Origin of the sequence: Burkholderia sp. S-53 (genome assembly GCF_025560745.1) — a bacterium.
In the GTDB taxonomy this organism is placed as follows: domain Bacteria; phylum Pseudomonadota; class Gammaproteobacteria; order Burkholderiales; family Burkholderiaceae; genus Burkholderia; species Burkholderia pyrrocinia.
The window spans coordinates 826,421-843,644 of the sequence record NZ_CP090483.1 but is presented as its reverse complement, the minus strand read 5'-3'; the positions used below and the strand labels follow the sequence as shown (position 1 = coordinate 843,644).

The following is a 17,224-nucleotide window of genomic DNA, read 5'->3' as shown; positions in this document are numbered from 1 at the left end:
TTCTCCGTCTTCAGACGCGCGCCGCGTCGATGCCGACTTCCGCGGCCACTTCACGCACATTCAGGGCTTGCGGCGGCAGCGGGTCGTGCGGGCGCGTCTCCAGCCAGAAGCGATACATCAGGTTCTTCGCGGTATCGAGGCGATACGTGCTCGTCGCGCGCATGTCGGACAGCGGCTGGTAGTCGCGCTCGAGCGCCTGCATCGCGGCCTGCGCGGTGGCTTCGTGCCACACCGCGCCGTCGAGCACGGCTTCCGTATGCGTCGCGCGCTTCGGCGTCGCGGCCATCCCGCCGAACGCGATGCGCGGCTCGCGGATCGTGTCGCCGTCCGCGATGAACGCGAACGCCGCGCACACGGCCGAGATGTCGGAGTCGAACCGCTTCGACAGCTTGTACGTGCGGAACTGCAGCTTCTCGCGCGCGCCGGTGCGGGTCGGCACCTTCACGCCGACGACGAATTCGTGCGGCGCCATGTCCTTCTGCTGGTAGCCCGTGTAGAGCGCCTCGAGCGGCAGCTCGCGCACCGTGTCGCCGCCGCGCAGCACGACGCGCGCGCCGAGCGCGATCAGGCCGGGCATCGAATCGCCGATCGGCGAGCCGTTCGCGACGTTGCCGCCGAGCGTGCCCGCGTTGCGGATCGGCAGCGACGCGAAGCGCTTCCACATCTCGGTCAGCTCCGGATACGTGAAGGCCAGTGCCGCATACGCGTTCTCGACCGTCACGCCCGCGCCGATCTCGATCCAGTCGCCGCGCTCCACGACGCGCTGCAGTTCGGCGATCTGGCCGACGTAGATCAGGTCGTCGAGCCGGCGCATCTGCTTCGTGACCCACAGGCCGATGTCGGTGCTGCCCGCGAGGATGCGCGCATCGGGCCGCTCGGCCTTCAGCGCGGCCAGCGCGTCGAGCGTGCGCGGCGCCGCGAAGCGCGCGCCGTTGATCGTCGCGTAGTCGAACGTGTCGTCGCGCCTGAGCGACGCGAGCGTGCGGGCGAGCGCAGCCGTGTCGACCGGTGCCGACGGTGCCGGTGCGTCAAACATCTGCACCGCCGCATCGACGATCGGACGATAGCCGGTGCAGCGGCACAGGTTGCCCGTCAGCGCGTCGGCGATCTCGGTGCGCGTCGGCACGTCCTTCGCCTTCGCGCACGCGCCGGCGCTGGCGCAGCCTTCGTGGCCGTGCTTCTCGTACAGCGCCCACATCGACATCACGAAGCCGGGCGTGCAGAACCCGCATTGCGAACCGTGGCAGTCGACCATCGCCTGCTGCACCGGATGCAGCGCGCCGTCCGGCTGGCGCAGGTCCTCGACCGTCAGCAGCGCCTTGCCGTCGAGCGTCGGCAGGAACTGGATGCACGCGTTGACGGCCTTGAACTCGACCGCGCCGGCGTCGGTCAGCTCGCCGACGACGACCGTGCACGCGCCGCAGTCGCCTTCCGCGCAGCCTTCCTTGGTGCCGGTGCAATGTGCGTCCTCGCGCAGGTATTGCAGCACGGTGCGGGTGACGTCCGCGCCGCTGACTTCGCGGATCGCGTGACGATGGTAGAAGCGGATCGGCTCACTCATGTCTCGATGATTCTTCAAATGGGGGGCTAGGCGGCCTGCGCGAAGCGCTCGACCGACGTTTCTCTGACAGTTTGCACGCTATCACCATCAAATTCCGCAACCCATAGCCCATCACGCATGGGGCCCATATAACTGCCGCGATATGAGCGCCGGGGCCGCCCGGCGCCCTTTCCGCACGCCGCGCTGCCGGCCGTTCCGACGTGCCCGCCACGGTCCGTCGGCCGTAAAAGCGGGTCGTAATTAACTAAATGGTACCTGCGTGAAAACCGGTTCCATGGGAAAATCCCGATTCCGTTTTGCGCCGTCTTCCGTTCCGTCACGCTCCGTTTCGCTCATTCGTTCCGACCCCATGTCTACCGATTCCGCCACACCACCGCGCAGCGGGTTCGCGGTCACGCTGCAAATCGTGTCCGTCGTCTGCTTCACGTTCATCTGCTACCTGACCATCGGCCTGCCGCTCGCGGTGCTGCCGGGCTTCGTCCATGACGACCTCGGCTTTTCCGCGATCGTCGCGGGCGGCGCGATCAGCGTGCAGTACTTCGCGACGCTCGCGTCGCGGCCGCTCGCCGGGCGCTTCGCCGATACGCTCGGCCCGAAGCAGACGGTGCTGCGCGGGCTGGTCGGCTGCGGCGTGTCGGGCGTGCTGCTGCTGGTCGCGCTGCTGCTCGCGCACTGGCCGGTCGCGAGCCTCGTGCTGCTGGTCGCGAGCCGGCTCGTGCTCGGCGTCGGCGAGAGCCTGTGCGGCACCGGTGCGATCCTGTGGGGCATCGGCCGGGTCGGCGTCACGCACAACGCGAAGGTGATCTCGTGGAACGGCATCGCGACCTACGGCGCGCTCGCGCTCGGCGCGCCGGTCGGCGTCGCGATCGCGCATACGCTGAATCCGGCGCTGATCGGCGTGATCGTGATCGCGCTCGCCGCCATCGGCTTCTACCTCGCGCGCCTGATCGATTCCGTGCCGCTGGTGCACGGCGAACGGATGTCGTATGCGAGCGTGTTCACGCGTGTGCTGCCGCACGGCCTCGGCCTCGCGCTCGGCTCGGCCGGCTTCGGCTCGATCGCGACCTTCGTCACGCTGTACTACGCGGCGCGCCACTGGCCGAACGCCGCACTGTCGCTGACCGTGTTCGGCACGCTGTTCATCGGCGCGCGCCTGCTGTTCGCGAACACGATCAAGACCTACGGCGGCTTCCGCGTCGCGATCGTGTCGTTCGCGTTCGAATGCTCGGGCCTCGTGCTGCTGTGGCTCGCGCCGGTGCCGCACGTCGCGCTCGTCGGCGCGGCGCTGACGGGCTTCGGTTTCGCGCTGATCTTCCCGGCGCTAGGCGTCGAGGCCGTCGCGCTCGTGCCGCCCGCAAGCCGCGGCGCGGCGCTGTCCGCGTACTCGGTGTTCCTCGACCTGTCGCTCGGCATCACGGGCCCGCTCGCCGGTTATGTCGCGGGTGCATTCGGTTATCCGCAGGTGTTCCTGTTCGCGGCGGCGGCCGCCGCCGCGGGTGTCGCGCTGTCGATGGTGCTGTACCAGCGGCAGGCGCGCGTGGCGGGGAGCGGCGCAGCCGCCTGATTACGCATGCCCGCCGCGTGGCGGCCGGCCGCGCAGGTCGCGGCGCCGCTGCCCAAAAAGAAAACGCCCGCATCGCGCGGGCGTTTTCGTTTGTCCGGAGGACGGCACGCTCAGGCTGTCCGAAGAAACAGCCGGCGCGTCAGGTCGAACGCGACGAGGTTGCCGGCCACCACGAGCAACAGCCCGATCACCGCGAGCGGCGACCACTGGTAACCCTCGAACACCGTCGACACGGCCAGCGCGACGATCGGGAACAGCACCGTGCAGTACGCGGCGCGCTCCGGCCCGATCCGGCCGACGAGCGTCAGGTACGCGGTGAAGCCGATCACCGAGCCCGGCACGGCGAGGTAGACGAGCGCGCCGAGATAACGCGGGCTCATGTCGAGCGTGAACGGCATCCCGGCCACCGCGCTGCCGACGGTCAGGATCGCCGCGCCGATCAGCATCGCCCAGCCGTTGGTCGCGAGCGGGTGCAGCCCCATCGACTGCATCCGGCTCGACAGCAGGTTGCCGGCCGAGAAGCACATCGTGCCCGCGAACGCGATCGCGAGCCCGATCCAGGTCGCGTGGTCGTCGAGATGGCCGGCCATCTGCTGCCAGAACAGGCATGCGATGCCGACCAGGCCGAGCAGCGCGCCGGCAATCGCCGACGGCCGCAGCGGGCGGCCCATGAACAGCCGGCCGTTGATCGAGTTCAGCAGCGGCGCGGTCGAGAAGATCACCGCGACGAGCCCGCTCGGCACGACCTGCTCCGCGTAGTAGAAGCACAGGAAATTCAGGCAGAACAGTGCGAAGCCCTGCGCGACGAGGTAGCGCCATGCTTCGCGCGGCGGGCGGACCGGCCGGCGCATCACGCGCAGCAGCGCGAACAGCACGGCGGCCGCGAGCCAGAAGCGCCACGCGATCGACACGGGCGGCGGCACGGAACCGAGCTGCCATTTGATCGCGATCCAGGTGGTGCCCCAGATCAGCACGGTGACGAAATAAAGCGACAGGTTCATGGCGGTGGCGGTCCGGAAAGCGGATGAAACGGGATCCCGACTATGCCGCCGCGCGGCGCGCGCCGATTGTCCGGAATTGCGGTCTTTTTCGGGCCGCCGCACCCGGTGCCGCGCGCCCGCTTATACTCGTCGCACCATGAGCTTCTCCCTCTCCGCCCCGCCCGTCGACCGCGCCACCACCCTGGCCGGCGGCGATCTGCCGTTCGGCCTGCAGTCGGTCTGCCGCACGCTCGCCGACGCGAACGCGACGCTCGAGCGCTTCGCGTGGCTCGGCGACCATCTCGCGATCGCCGAATGGACGCGGATCACCGACGAAAGCGAGACGATCTACGAGCAGCCCGGCCACCACACGCTGTCGTGCTATCTCGACGGCGGCTACCGGACCGAACGCGAACGCGTGCCGCGCTACGGCGCGCCGAGCCTGCTGTGCGCGCTGCCGGGCGACCACGAATCGCGCTGGTGGGTGCGCGGCGAGATGCACTTCATCCACCTGTATTTCCTGCCCGAGCACTTCACGCAGCGCGCGATCCGCGAACTCGACCGCGAGCCGCGCGAGCTGAAGCTCGCCGACCGCACCTATTTCGAGGATGCGCGCGTCGCCGCGCTGCTGCGTTCGCTCGCGCTGGACGGCTGGGACGATGCCGACGAGCGGCTGCGCGTGAACGAGACCGCGCACGAGGTGCTGAGCCTGCTGCTGCGCGGGCAGAGCACGACGCGCACCGACGCATCGTTCCGCGGCGGGCTTGCGCCGGCCGTGCGCCGCCGCGTGCGCGACTACATCGACACGTACCTGACGCAGCCGCTGACGCTCGGCGAACTGGCCGACGTGGCCGCGCTGTCCGAATATCACTTCTCGCGGATGTTCCGGCTGTCGTTCGGCCGCGCGCCGCATGCGTGGGTCGCCGAGCAGCGGCTCGCGCGGGCGCGCGAACTGCTGCGCACGACGTCGCTGCCGCTCGCGCAGGTCGCGGCCGACTGCGGCTACGCGAACGCCGGCCACTTCAGTCACCGCTTCCGCGACGCGCACGGCACGACGCCGAATACGTACCGGCGCGCGATGCAGGGCCGCTGAGCGCGATCGACCGATCGCGGCCAGCCGGCCACCGAAGCCGGTTGGCCGCCTGCGGCGTTACGCGCCGCGTTGCGACAGTTCCTGTTCGAGCGCCGCGACACCGGCCGGCAGGTCGACCGGCACCTTCAGGTCGACCATCGTGCGGCCGAACGCATGCAGCGTGCGGAACAGGTTGTGTTCGCGGCACTGCTCGCCCATCTGCCCGATCCGCACGATCGGCAACCCGAACGAGCCGGAGATCTCGACCTGGTACTGCTTCGAGATATGGCCGCAGACCATCCCGGGCGTGAGCCCTTCCGGCGTCTCTATCCCGACCACCGAATTGAGCCGGCAGTCCTTCGGCGCATAGAGCTTGAGCCCCATCGACTCGACGCCCGCCTGCAGCGCGAGCGAGCAGCGCAGGTGGCGCGCGAAGCGGCTTTCGAGCGTTTCCGCGCAAACCAGCCGCAGCGCCTCGTGCAGCGCGAGCACGCCCGACACGGGCGCCGTGTAGTGATAACCGGCGTTGTGCCAGAAGTTCTCCGCGAGCGCCATGTCGAGGCACCAGTGCGTGTTCGGTTCGGGGCGATGCTTCATGCGCTCCCATGCGGCGTCGGAAAACGCGATCAGCGATACGCCCGGGATCGACGACAGCCCCTTCTGGCCGCCGGTGATCACCGCGTCGATGCCCCACGCATCCATGTCGAGCGGCATCGTCGACAGCGTGCACACCGCGTCGACGACGACCAGCGCGCCAGCCGCCTTCGCGAGCGCCGCGATGTCGCGCAGGTCGCGGTTCCACACGGTGTTCGACGTCTCGCCCTGCACGATCGTGACGATCTCGGGCCGCTCGCGCGCAATCGCATCCGCGACCTCGTCGAGGCTCGCGACCGCGCGGTCGGCCACTTCGAGCGTCGCGACGTCGGCGCCGACGCGCGTGGCCATCTCGGCCATCCGCGCGCTGAAGAAGCCGTTGCGGATCGACAGCACGCGCGTGCCGCGCCACGCGAGGTTCGAGATCGCCATTTCCATCGCCGCCGAGCCGGGGCCCGCGACGCCGAGCACCCACTTCGTGCGGGTCTGGAACACGTAGCGCGCCATCTCCTTCACCTGCTCGATGATCTTCGCCATCGTCGCGCCGAGGTGGTTGATCACGATCGTGTTCGCCTTCGCGACGGCGGCCGGGATCGGAACCGGGCCGGCCCCCATCATCAGCAGCGGTTCTTCGGGCAGGATCGCGTCGAGCGGCACGACGACGGGACAGGGAATCGGCGAGTAATCGATGGACATGGCTGGTAAAAGTCGAGGAAGGGAAATGCACGGGCGCCCGCCGCGCTGCATGGCGAACTGATCGATCATTCCGCGTTCCGCGGCCCCGCGCAAGAGGCACGCGCGGCCGGACAGCGCGACGGTGGCCCGGTCGCCGGACCGGGCCAGCCGGCCGCGGATGCGTCGCACACCGGTGTTCCGGATTGGAAAGGCATTGCCGGCCGGTTGTGAAACGGTTCCATCTTCATGATTTTCTCCGTCAATATCGCCGCGTTTCATCGATGCCGACGGTTCAACAGACATGCATATCGAAAGAAATAGACCGGCTGCCCGATAAAAATCGCCTCGCGGAATGCGATACGCAAAACCTGCGCACCGCAAAAAAACGTCCATTATCGCGCCACGCATTGGGGATCGATCACCCTTATTACCGGAACGAACCCGATCGAACTGCGAACAACCAATTGATTAACATACGAATTATTCGCCTGCCGCCCCCATAATCCAATACTCCGCCGCCTTTGAACGGCAGACACCGAGACAGCTCGCCATTTAACCGGTACTCGCGATTTCGATTTTCCGCAACCCGCCCCTTTTCTCAGGTTGACGGATATAGCATCTGTATTTAACAATCATCTGCGGAATCGAAAACCGATTTTCGATACGATGGAAAACTGGGCGCCGCGTGATGCGTTTTCGAGGTTGCGCGGCGAAAAATCACAACCATAATCAATCAACCGGGCCAGAAATACGCGAGCCATGAACCAGATTCAGACCATGCGTGTCTTCGTCTGCGTCGCCGAGCAGCAGAGCTTCCGGCGCGCAGCGCACCATCTCGGCGTGTCCAATGCGCTCGTCACGCGTTCGATCGCGATGCTCGAGAGCCACCTGAACACACGGCTGATCCACCGCACCACGCGCAACCTGTCGCTGACCGAGGCCGGCGTGCGCTACCTCGACGGTTGCCGTGCGCTGCTCGAGGAATTCGACCACCTCGAGTCGTCCGTCGCGCATGCCGTGCGCGAACCGGCCGGCACGCTGCGCGTCGTCGCGTCGGGCCTGCTGTCGCCGCTCGCGCTGACGCCGCTCGTCAGCAGCTTCCGGCACCGCTACCCCGAGCTGCGCGTGCAGCTGACCGTCGCCGAAGGGCCGCTCGACGTGCTCGATTCGGGCTACGACGTCGGCATCGTCACAGGCAACCGGCTCGACGGCAACCCGTCGCTGATCGGTCACGCGCTCGCGCCGAACCCGTTCGTCGCCTGTGCGGCGCCGGCCTATCTCGACCGGCGCGGCGAGCCGCGCGCGCCCGACGACCTGCCGGGCCACGACTGGGTCACGCTCGCCCCGCACCAGCACGCGCCCGCGTGGCAGCTGGTCGGCCACGACGGCGTCGCGCATTCCGTCACGGTGCGCCCGGCCTGTACGGTCAACCAGCTCGCGCTCGTGCACGCGGCCGCCGTGGCCGGCGCCGGCATCGCGGTGCTGCCCGAGCCGTGCGTCGCCGACGCGCTCAACAACGGCACGCTCGTGCGGCTGCTGCCGGGCTACCGGATCGACGACCCGGACGCGCAACTGTCGCTCGTCTATCCGAACCGCCAGTACGTGCCGGCCCGCACGCGCAGCTTCGTCGAGCACGCGCTCGACCACTTCAGCGCGCAGGCGGCCCGCGAGCGGAAGGATTACGGTTTCCTGCGTCCGTCTCGCGGCCCCGACCGCTCCGACATCGTCACGGGCCTGCAGTAAACTGCGCGCGTCAGCCATCGGAGGTGCAGCGTGCGCGTGATCCTGTTCAGCAGCCGGCAGTACGACGACGATTCGTTTGCCGCCGCCAACCGGCAGTTCGGCTATCGGCTGCACTTCCAGCCGTCGCACCTCGACGCGGAGACCGCGATCCTCGCGCACGGCTATGACGTCGTCTGTCCGTTCGTCAACGACACGGTCGACGCGGCCGTGCTCGAGCGGCTGGCGGACGGCGGCACGCGCCTGATCGCGCTGCGCTCGGCGGGCTTCAACCATGTCGACCTCGCGGCCGCCGAGCGGCTCGGCATCACGGTCGTGCGCGTGCCCGCGTATTCGCCGCATGCGGTCGCCGAGCACGCGGTCGCGCTGATCCTCGCGCTCAACCGCCGCCTGCCGCGCGCCGTCGCGCGCACCCGCGAAGGCGACTTCTCGCTGAACGGCCTGCTCGGCTTCGACCTGCACGGCAAGACCGTCGGCGTGATCGGCACCGGCATCATCGGCAGCGTGTTCGCGAAGATCATGATGGGCTTTGGTATGCATGTGCTCGCGCACTCGGTGCCGCCGTACAACGACGAGCTGATCGCGTTCGGCGCGCGCTATGTCGAGCTCGACGCATTGCTGCACCAAGCCGACATCGTCAGCCTGCACTGTCCGCTGCTGCCGTCGACGCACCATCTGATCAACGAACAGACGCTCGCGCGAATGAAGCACGGTGCGATGCTGATCAACACCGGCCGCGGCGGCCTCGTCGATGCGCAGGCGCTGATCGACGCGCTCAAGAGCGGCCAGCTCGGCCATCTCGGGCTCGACGTGTACGAGGAGGAAAGCGGGCTCTTCTTCGAGGATCATTCCGACCAGCCGCTGCAGGACGACGTGCTCGCGCGCCTGCTGACGTTCCCGAACGTGATCGTCACGTCGCACCAGGCGTTCTTCACGCGCGAGGCGCTGGCCGAGATCGCGCACACGACGCTGCTGAACATCGAGGCCTGGCATGCGGGCACGTCGCAGAACGTCGTGACGGCGATTCGCTGACAAATCGACGAAATTGGCTCATTTGATAGTTGCCGGCGCCACCGCAATCGTTTGCTTGCGCCCACTGCTGCGCAACCAGCCTTTTTCATGAACAATTTCGCGCTTTGTTTCGACTGATGTAACGATTCCCGCGCGCCGTCTGCTATCGTTGCGCCGACGTTACCCCGCCGCCTCCCGCTCATGCGTTTCGACGACTCCGACATCGCCGCCGTCTACCGCGCCATTTTCGAACGGCGCGACATGCGCCATTTCACGCCGGCGCCCGTCGATCCGGCCGTGCTCGCGCGTTTGCTGCGCGCGGCGCACCACGCGCCGAGCGTCGGCTTCATGCAGCCGTGGCGCTTCATCCGCATCACCGATCCCGCACTGCGCACCGCGATCCATGCGCTGGTCGAGGCCGAGCGCCGCGCAACCGCCGACGCGCTCGGCGAGCGCCAGGACGAGTTCATGCGGCTGAAGGTCGAAGGCGTGCGTGAATGCGGCGAGCTGCTGGTCGTCGCACTTGCCGACGGCCGCGAGCGCCACGTGTTCGGCCGCCGCACGCTGCCGGAGATGGATCTCGCGTCCGCCGCGTGCGCGATCCAGAACATGTGGCTCGCGGCGCGCGCGGAAGGGCTCGGGATGGGCTGGGTGTCGCTGTTCGACGTCGATGCGCTGCGTACGCTGCTGCGGATGCCCGATGGCGCGAAGCCGATCGCCGTGCTGTGCGTCGGGCACGTCGACGCGTTCTATGCAAAGCCGATGCTCGAGCAGGAGCGCTGGGCCGCGCGGATGCCGATCGAAGCGTGCCTGTTCGAAAACGGCTGGGACGATCGGGCCTCGATCGACGCCGCCGGATCGCCCGTGCCGCCTGCGGACACGAACGCCGCATCGGACGCAAACGCGCCACACGCATCGGACGCCAGCGCCGAACCGGCGCGATCGGCCACGCTCCCCGACGAAGCGCCCACGCGCATCGCCTGAAACGCGACCCGGTAGCCGCCATCGTTCCGACCCCGACGCATTCACACGCCGCAAACCGCCGGCGAATCCCACACTGTGAGCTTCCCGCCCGCTGCCGCGTCGCACGCCGGCAACACCCGTTTTGGCCCCAAGCATAGGGGTTTTCACTGAAGTAGAATCGCGGCTGTCGTTCGCCTTCCCGTCCGCCCGTCCCGCGCATCCTGCGCCAGCCCGAGCGGCGGCGTTTCCCGAGCCTACCGCGATGCCCTTGCCCCTTTTCGCCCTTGCCGTCGCCGCTTTTGGAATCGGTACCACCGAATTCGTGATCATGGGGCTGCTGCCCAACGTCGCGCGCGACCTCGGCGTGTCAATTCCGGCCGCCGGGATGCTCGTGTCGGGCTACGCGCTCGGCGTGACGATCGGCGCGCCGATCCTCGCGATCGTCACCGCGAAGATGCCGCGCAAGCGCGCGCTGATGGGCCTGATCGGGCTGTTCATCGCGGGCAACCTGTTCTGCGCGATCGCACCGGGCTATGCGGTGCTGATGGCCGCGCGCGTCGTCACCGCGTTCTGCCACGGCGCGTTCTTCGGGATCGGCTCGGTGGTCGCGAGCAACCTCGTCGCGCCGAACCGCCGCGCGCAGGCGATCGCGCTGATGTTCACGGGCCTCACGCTCGCGAACGTGCTCGGCGTGCCGCTCGGCACCGCGCTCGGCCAGGCATTCGGCTGGCGCGCGACGTTCTGGGCCGTCACCGGCATCGGCATCGCCGCGGCCGCCGCGCTCGCGGTCTGCCTGCCGAAGAACCTTGCGATGCCCGACACCAGCATCACGCGCGAATTCAGCGTGCTGAAGCACCCGCAGGTGCTGATGGTGCTCGGCATCAGCGTGCTCGCGTCCGCGAGCCTGTTCAGCGTGTTCACGTACATCACGCCGATCCTGGAAGACGTGACCGGCTTCTCGCCGCGTCAGGTCACGTATGTGCTGCTGCTGTTCGGCCTCGGGCTGACGGTCGGCGGCACGCTCGGCGGCAAGCTCGCCGACTGGCGCCGGATGCCGTCGCTGATCGCGACGCTCGCGCTGATCGGCATCGTCCTCGCGCTGTTCGCCGGCACGATGCATGTGCCGTTCGCCGCGCTCGCGACGATCTTCGTGTGGGGCATCCTCGCGTTTGCGATCGTGCCGCCGCTGCAGATCCTGATCGTCGACCGCGCGAGCGACGCGCCGAACCTCGCGTCGACGCTGAACCAGGGCGCGTTCAACCTCGGCAATGCGACGGGCGCGTGGCTCGGCGGGATGGCGATCGGCTCCGGCGTGTCGCTCGTGAACCTGCCGTGGGTCGGTGTCGCGATGGCCGTCGCGGCACTGGCGCTCACGCTCTGGTCGGCGTCGCTCGAACGCCGCCCGGTGGCCGCGCCGACCGAATTCGTCTGACGCGGAACCGCGCGCATTCGTTGCGCGCGCAACGCCATTCGATCCTGATGGCCTTCATGGACCTTTCAAGGTCCGCGGTGTAGCATCCCGCCCGATGAAAGCCATTCTTAATCGCGATTTCCTCGCGCTCATCCTGAGCGTCGCGGTCGTCGGCCTCGGGACCGGCGCCACGCTGCCGCTCACCGCGCTCGCACTGACCGAAGCCGGACACGGCACCAACGTCGTCGGCATGCTGACCGCTGCGCAGGCGCTCGGCGGCCTCGCGATCGTCCCGTTCGTCACCGCGCTTGCGCGCCACATCGGCTCGCGCCGCGCGATCGTCGTGTCGGTCGTGCTGCTCGCGGCAGCCACCGCGCTGATGCAGTTCACGTCGAACCTGATCCTGTGGGGTGTGCTGCGCGTGCTGTGCGGCGCCGCGCTGATGCTGCTGTTCACGATCGGCGAGGCGTGGGTCAACCAGCTCGCCGACGATTCGACGCGCGGCCGCGTCGTCGCGATCTACGCGACCAATTTCACGCTGTTCCAGATGGCGGGCCCCGTGCTCGTCAGCCAGATCGCCGGTGCGACGGGCATCCGCTTCGCGCTGTGCGGCGCACTGTTCCTGCTCGCGCTGCCGGCGCTCGCGACGATCCGGCGCGCGCCGCTCGCCGGCGACGACGCGCATCACGCAGAACACGCTCACTGGCTCGCGGTGCTGCCGCGCATGCCCGCGCTGATCATCGGCACCGGGTTCTTCGCGCTGTTCGATACGCTCGCGCTGTCGCTGCTGCCGCTCTACGCGATGGATCACGGCGTCGCGAGCGCGACCGCCGTGCTGCTCGCGTCGATCATGCTGTTCGGCGATACCGCGATGCAGTTCCCGATCGGCTGGCTCGCGGACAAGCTCGGCCGCGAACGCGTGCACCTCGGCGCGGGCTGGATCGTGCTGGCCGGCCTGCCGCTGCTGCCGTTCGTGATCGCGAACCCGTGGCTGTGCTGGCCGCTGTTGTTCGTGCTCGGCGCGGCGTCCGGCAGCATCTATACGCTGTCGCTCGTCGCGTGCGGCGAACGCTTCCGCGGCGCGGCGCTCGTCACCGCGAGCTCGCTCGTGTCGGCGTCGTGGAGCGCAGCGAGTTTTGGCGGCCCGCTCGTCGCGGGCGCATTGATGGAGCAACTGGGCAGCAACGCGCTGGTCGGCGTGCTGGTCGTCTGCGTCGCGGCGTTCGTCGCGGCCGCGCTGTGGGAACGTCGCGCCACGTTGCAACGCGCGGTCTGATGCCGGCGCGCATCGATATGCATCGACGCATCCGCGCTACCGCGCGCCGGCAAAACAAAAGCGGCCCGCGCAATGCGGGCCGCCCTGTCCTTCCAGATTGCGCGTGACGTATCGGGCTGTCGTGCCGCTGTTGTAAGTTACACGCTCCGCGCCGGCAGGATCTTGCCGGCGCAGGTGCCGAAGCCGACACGATAACCGTCGCCCTGGCACCATCCGGCGAGCGTCAGCTCGTCGCCGTCCTCGATGAACGCGCGGCTGCCGCCGCCGTCCAGCGCAACCGGCTCCTTGCCGTTCCACGTCAGTTCGAGCAGGCTGCCGAACGAATCCTTCGTCGGCCCGCTGATCGTGCCCGAACCCATCAGGTCGCCGACCCGCGTGTTGCAGCCTGCAACCGTGTGATGCGCGAGCTGCTGCGCCATCGTCCAGTACATGTGCTTGAAGTTCGTGCGGCAAATCGACGTCGCTTCCGCGGCACCTTCCGCGCGCAGCGTCACTTCGAGCGCGATGTCGAACGCATGCTTGCCCGCGTGCTGCAGATACGCGAGCGGCTGCGGCGACTGCTCGGGCTGCGCGGTGCGGAACGGTTCGAGCGCGTCGAGCGTGACGATCCACGGCGAGATCGTCGTCGCGAAGGTCTTCGCGTTGAACGGGCCGAGCGGCACGTATTCCCACTGCTGGATGTCGCGCGCGCTCCAGTCGTTCAGCAGCACCATCCCGAAGATATGCGCTTCCGCGTCCTCGCACGCGATCGGCTCGCCGAGCGCGTTGCCGCGGCCGACGATGAAGCCCGTCTCCAGTTCGATGTCGAGCTTGCGGCACGCGCCGAACACCGGACGCTCCTGGTCGGGCAGCTTCAGTTGCCCGTTCGGACGCCGCACCGGCGTGCCGCTCACGACCACCGACGACGCGCGGCCGTTGTAGCCGATCGGCATCTCCGACCAGTTCGGCAGCAGCGCATTCTTCGGATCGCGGAACATCGAGCCGACGTTGGTCGCGTGCTCCTTCGACGAATAGAAATCGGTGTAGCCGGGAATCTCGACCGGCAGATGCAGCGTCGCGTCGCGCTGCGCGACGAGCACCTGCGCGCGCAGCGCCGCATCGTCGCGCAGCCGCGCGTTGTCGCGCGAGAACAGGTCCGACAGTTGCACGCGCACGCTGCGCCATGCATCGCGGCCGAGCGCGATGAATGCGTTCAGCGTCGGTGCGGCGAACGCATCGACGCCGGCCGGCAGCGTCACGAGGCCCGCGCGCGCAAGCGCCGCGAGATCGACGATCTGGTCGCCGAGCGCGACGCCCGCACGGCGCGCCGCCTGCGTCGCGTCGCTGAAGATCCCGAACGGCAGGTTCTGGATCGGGAAATCGCAGGCAGGATCGTTCGCCGTGTCGACCCAGCTCTTGCGGGCCGGGTCGAGCGTCGCGCGCCAGTCTTGGGTATCGCTCATCGTTGCTCCGGATTGAAGTGTTTCTTGATGCCTTGCCAGCATTCGAAGTAGTCCGCCTGCAGTTGCGCGGTGTCGAGCGCGTAGCGCGTCGGCCGGATCAGCGTGCGGGTCTCGAACATGAACGCCATCGTCGCGTCGACCTTGTGCGGCTTCGTCGTGTCGCTCGCAGACGCCTTCTCGAACGTGTCCGCGTCGGGCCCGTGGCCCGACATGCAGTTGTGCAGGCTCGCGCCGCCCGGCACGAAGCCTTCCGCCTTCGCGTCGTACGCGCCGTGCACGAGCCCCATGAACTCGCTCGCGACGTTGCGGTGGAACCATGGCGGGCGGAACGTATCCTCGGCCGCGAGCCAGCGCGGCGGGAAGATCACGAAGTCGATCGTGTCGACGCCCGGCGTGTCGCTCTGCGACTGCAGCACGAGGAAGATCGACGGATCGGGATGATCGAAGCTGATCGAGCCGATCGTGTTGAACAGGCGCAGGTCGTATTTGTACGGCGCGTAGTTGCCGTGCCACGCGACGACGTCGAGCGGCGAATGGCCGATGTCCGCGCGCCACAGGCGGCCGTTCAGCTTCGCGATCAGCTCGAACGCGCCTTCGCGATCCTCGTACGCGGCCTGCGGCGTCAGGAAGTCGCGCGGGTTCGCGAGACCGTTCGAGCCGATCGGGCCGAGATCCGGCAGGCGCAGCTGCGCGCCGAAGTTTTCGCAGATGTAGCCGCGCGCGTCGCCGTCCGGCAGCGCGACGGAAAAACGCACGCCGCGCGGGATCACCGCGATCTCGAACGGCTCGACGTCGAGCCGGCCGAATTCGGTCGCGATGAACAGCCGCCCCTGCTGCGGCACGATCAGCAGTTCGCCGTCCGCGCTGTAGAAGAAGCGGTCCTGCATCGAGCGGTTCGCCGCGTACAGGTGGATCGCGCAGCCGTTCATCGCGGCCGCCGAGCCGTTGCCGGCCATCGTCACCAACCCGTCGACGAAATCGGTCGGCTCGACCGGCATCGGCAGCGGATCCCAGCGCAACTGGTTCGGCGGCGTCGGCGGCACGTCGGCCGAGTCACCGAATTCCGACACGAGCCGCTGCGGGCCCGCGTACGGCTCGAACGGCCGATGCACGGCCGCCGGGCGGATGCGGTACAGCCACGAACGGCGGTTGTGGCCGCGCGGCGCGGTAAACGCGGTGCCCGACAGTTGCTCCGCATACAGCCCGTACGGCGCGCGCTGCGGCGAGTTGCGGCCGTGCGGCAGCGCGCCCGGCAGTGCCTCGGTCGCGAATTCGTTCGCGAAACCGCTCAGGTAGCCGGCGTTCGCCGGTTTCGACAGGTCAAGCGTCATCGTTTCCTTTCTCCATCAATTCATCGCGGCATTCGGCGCCTGCGCGCCGTTGCGCCGCGTTACGCCCGCCAGGCCAAGGACGAACAGCGCCGAGCACAGCACGGGCACCGCGGCCGCGTGGAACAGCGCGCCGTTGGTCCAGTTGAGCGCAATCAGTTGCCCGCCGACGAGCGGCCCGAGCACCGAGCCGATCCGGCCGATGCCGAGGCTCCAGCCGATGCCCGTCGAGCGCAGCGACGTCGGGTAATACTGGCCCGCGAGCGCGTTCACGGCCGGCTGCCCGCCGACCACGCAGAACCCGCCCGCGAACACGACGACCAGCAGCCACGGCAGCGCATGCGCGACCGAGCCGATCAGCCCCACCGACACGGCCGCGCACGCGAAGCACGCGAACAGCACGCGCACGAAGCCATGGCGTTCGATGAACCAGCCGAGCGACAGCGTGCCGATCACGCCGCCCGTCTGCAGTACCGTGCCGACGATCACCGCCGTGCCCGGCGAATAACCCGCATCGCGCATCACGGTCGGCAGCCAGTTCGACAGGAAGTACAGATCGATCAGGTTCATGAAGCTGATCGCCCACAGCAGCAGCGTGACCGGCAGGCGGCCGTGGCGGAACAGCTCGGCGACCGGCGCGCCGCTCGCCGCGCGCTCGCGCACGACGAGCCGCGTGTTCGCGTCGATGCCGGCCTGCGGCGCGAAGCGCGCGAGCCAGTCGCGCGCCTGCGCGACGCGCCCTTTCAGCACCAGGAACTGCAGCGACTCGGGCAGCTGCGCGACCATCGCGATCGTGAGCACGAGCGGCACCGCGCCGCCGACGAAGAACACCGAGCGCCAGCCGAGCGCCGGAATCAGCGCGGCGCTGATGAAGCCGCCGATCGCAGCGCCCAGCGTGAAGCCGCACGACACCATCATCATCCGCTTCACGCGATGCACGGCCGGGCTGAACTCGCCGACCAGCGCCATCGCGTTCGGCATGATGCAGCCGAGGCCGAGGCCCGTGACGAAGCGCAGCGCCATCAGCACCGGAATCGAGGTTGCGAACGGCGTCGCGAGCATCGTCACCGCGAAGAACAGCGTCGAGCCGATCAGCACCGGGCGCCGCCCGATCCGGTCGGCCAGCACCGACAGCCCGAGCGCACCGAGCAGCATCCCGAACAGGCTCGCGCTGAACACCGGGCCGAGCGCCTGCTTCGGCACGCCCCATTCGGCGATCACGCTCGGTGCAACGTAGCCCATCGCCTGCGCATCGAAACCGTCGATCACGAGGCACAGCCCGCACAACACGAGCAGCATCCAGTGAAAGCCCGGGCGATGGGTCTCGTCGATCAGGCGCTCGACTTCGAGCACGCGCGCGTCGGCCGGGGCCGCGCTCATTGCGCCACCTCGGCGGCCGGATGCACGGGCGGCGTCACGCCCTGGCGCGCGAGCGCCATCGCTTCGCGCAGCACGTCGGCGTCGCCGATCTGGTTCGCGAGCAGCAGGATCAGCTTCGCGTTGACGAGCTGGCTGTCGGCGTCGGACAGGTCGCGATGCATGTCGATCAGCGCTTCGTAGAACGCGTCCGGATCGGCCAGGCGCGGGCGGGTGTCGAGGGAGGGCAT

General features: G+C 68.7%; 14 protein-coding genes. 7 read left to right on the top strand and 7 right to left on the bottom strand.

Annotated features, from left to right (window positions below; translation table 11 throughout):
- Positions 1 to 10: 10 nt before the first annotated feature.
- A complete protein-coding gene (xdhA, locus tag LXM88_RS08940) occupies positions 11 to 1,561 on the bottom strand; it encodes a xanthine dehydrogenase small subunit (RefSeq protein WP_262541183.1) in 1,551 nt (516 codons plus the stop codon).
- 349 nt (positions 1,562 to 1,910) lie between these two features.
- Here xdhA and LXM88_RS08935 point away from each other — a divergent pair, with 349 nt between their 5' ends.
- Positions 1,911 to 3,125 (top strand): MFS transporter, encoded by a 1,215-nt coding sequence (locus tag LXM88_RS08935; protein ID WP_262541181.1) that lies wholly within the window; start codon positions 1,911 to 1,913, stop codon positions 3,123 to 3,125.
- A 110-nt stretch (positions 3,126 to 3,235) separates the two neighbouring features.
- Here the strand turns inward: LXM88_RS08935 and LXM88_RS08930 are convergent, their stop codons facing one another.
- A complete protein-coding gene (locus tag LXM88_RS08930; protein ID WP_262541180.1) occupies positions 3,236 to 4,126 on the bottom strand; it encodes a DMT family transporter in 891 nt (296 codons plus the stop codon).
- 136 nt (positions 4,127 to 4,262) lie between these two features.
- Between LXM88_RS08930 and LXM88_RS08925 the strand changes: the two genes are divergently transcribed.
- On the top strand, positions 4,263 to 5,198 hold the full coding sequence (locus LXM88_RS08925) for an AraC family transcriptional regulator (protein WP_262541179.1): 936 nt from the start codon (positions 4,263 to 4,265) through the stop codon (positions 5,196 to 5,198).
- A 57-nt stretch (positions 5,199 to 5,255) separates the two neighbouring features.
- Here the strand turns inward: LXM88_RS08925 and LXM88_RS08920 are convergent, their stop codons facing one another.
- Positions 5,256 to 6,467 (bottom strand): pyridoxal-phosphate-dependent aminotransferase family protein, encoded by a 1,212-nt coding sequence (locus LXM88_RS08920; protein ID WP_174421147.1) that lies wholly within the window; start codon positions 6,465 to 6,467, stop codon positions 5,256 to 5,258.
- Positions 6,468 to 7,205: 738 nt separating this feature from the next.
- Here LXM88_RS08920 and LXM88_RS08915 point away from each other — a divergent pair.
- The 5 genes from LXM88_RS08915 (at position 7,206) to LXM88_RS08895 (ending at position 12,847) form a co-directional block, all read left to right on the top strand.
- Complete coding sequence (locus LXM88_RS08915) at positions 7,206 to 8,189, top strand: LysR family transcriptional regulator (protein WP_262541176.1); 984 nt, start codon at positions 7,206 to 7,208, stop codon at positions 8,187 to 8,189.
- A 30-nt stretch (positions 8,190 to 8,219) separates the two neighbouring features.
- The gene (locus LXM88_RS08910) at positions 8,220 to 9,218 is read left to right on the top strand and encodes a 2-hydroxyacid dehydrogenase (protein WP_262541175.1); all 999 of its coding nucleotides are present in this window, start codon (positions 8,220 to 8,222) and stop codon (positions 9,216 to 9,218) included.
- A gap of 180 nt (positions 9,219 to 9,398) precedes the next feature.
- Positions 9,399 to 10,181, top strand: coding sequence for a 5,6-dimethylbenzimidazole synthase (gene bluB / locus LXM88_RS08905; protein WP_262541174.1), 783 nt, complete (start codon positions 9,399 to 9,401; stop codon positions 10,179 to 10,181).
- 241 nt (positions 10,182 to 10,422) lie between these two features.
- A complete protein-coding gene (locus LXM88_RS08900) occupies positions 10,423 to 11,592 on the top strand; it encodes an MFS transporter (protein WP_262541173.1) in 1,170 nt (389 codons plus the stop codon).
- Positions 11,593 to 11,686: 94 nt separating this feature from the next.
- Positions 11,687 to 12,847, top strand: a complete 1,161-nt coding sequence (locus LXM88_RS08895) for an MFS transporter (protein ID WP_262541172.1) — start codon at positions 11,687 to 11,689, stop codon at positions 12,845 to 12,847.
- 137 nt (positions 12,848 to 12,984) lie between these two features.
- On the opposite strand, the gene fahA is transcribed toward LXM88_RS08895, so the two are convergent.
- From fahA to LXM88_RS08875, 4 genes are read right to left on the bottom strand one after another with little or no spacing between them, the layout of a single operon-like run.
- Positions 12,985 to 14,289 (bottom strand): fumarylacetoacetase, encoded by a 1,305-nt coding sequence (gene fahA / locus LXM88_RS08890; RefSeq protein WP_262541170.1) that lies wholly within the window; start codon positions 14,287 to 14,289, stop codon positions 12,985 to 12,987.
- Positions 14,286 to 15,620, bottom strand: coding sequence for a homogentisate 1,2-dioxygenase (gene hmgA, locus LXM88_RS08885; RefSeq protein WP_262541168.1), 1,335 nt, complete (start codon positions 15,618 to 15,620; stop codon positions 14,286 to 14,288). The genes fahA and hmgA overlap by 4 nt, the downstream gene beginning before the upstream one ends.
- Positions 15,621 to 15,635: 15 nt before the next feature.
- Positions 15,636 to 16,997: an MFS transporter gene (locus LXM88_RS08880; protein ID WP_262541166.1), complete on the bottom strand. Its 1,362-nt coding sequence runs from the start codon at positions 16,995 to 16,997 to the stop codon at positions 15,636 to 15,638.
- Positions 16,994 to 17,224: a DUF2783 domain-containing protein gene (locus LXM88_RS08875; RefSeq protein ID WP_021157152.1), complete on the bottom strand. Its 231-nt coding sequence runs from the start codon at positions 17,222 to 17,224 to the stop codon at positions 16,994 to 16,996. The genes LXM88_RS08880 and LXM88_RS08875 overlap by 4 nt, the downstream gene beginning before the upstream one ends.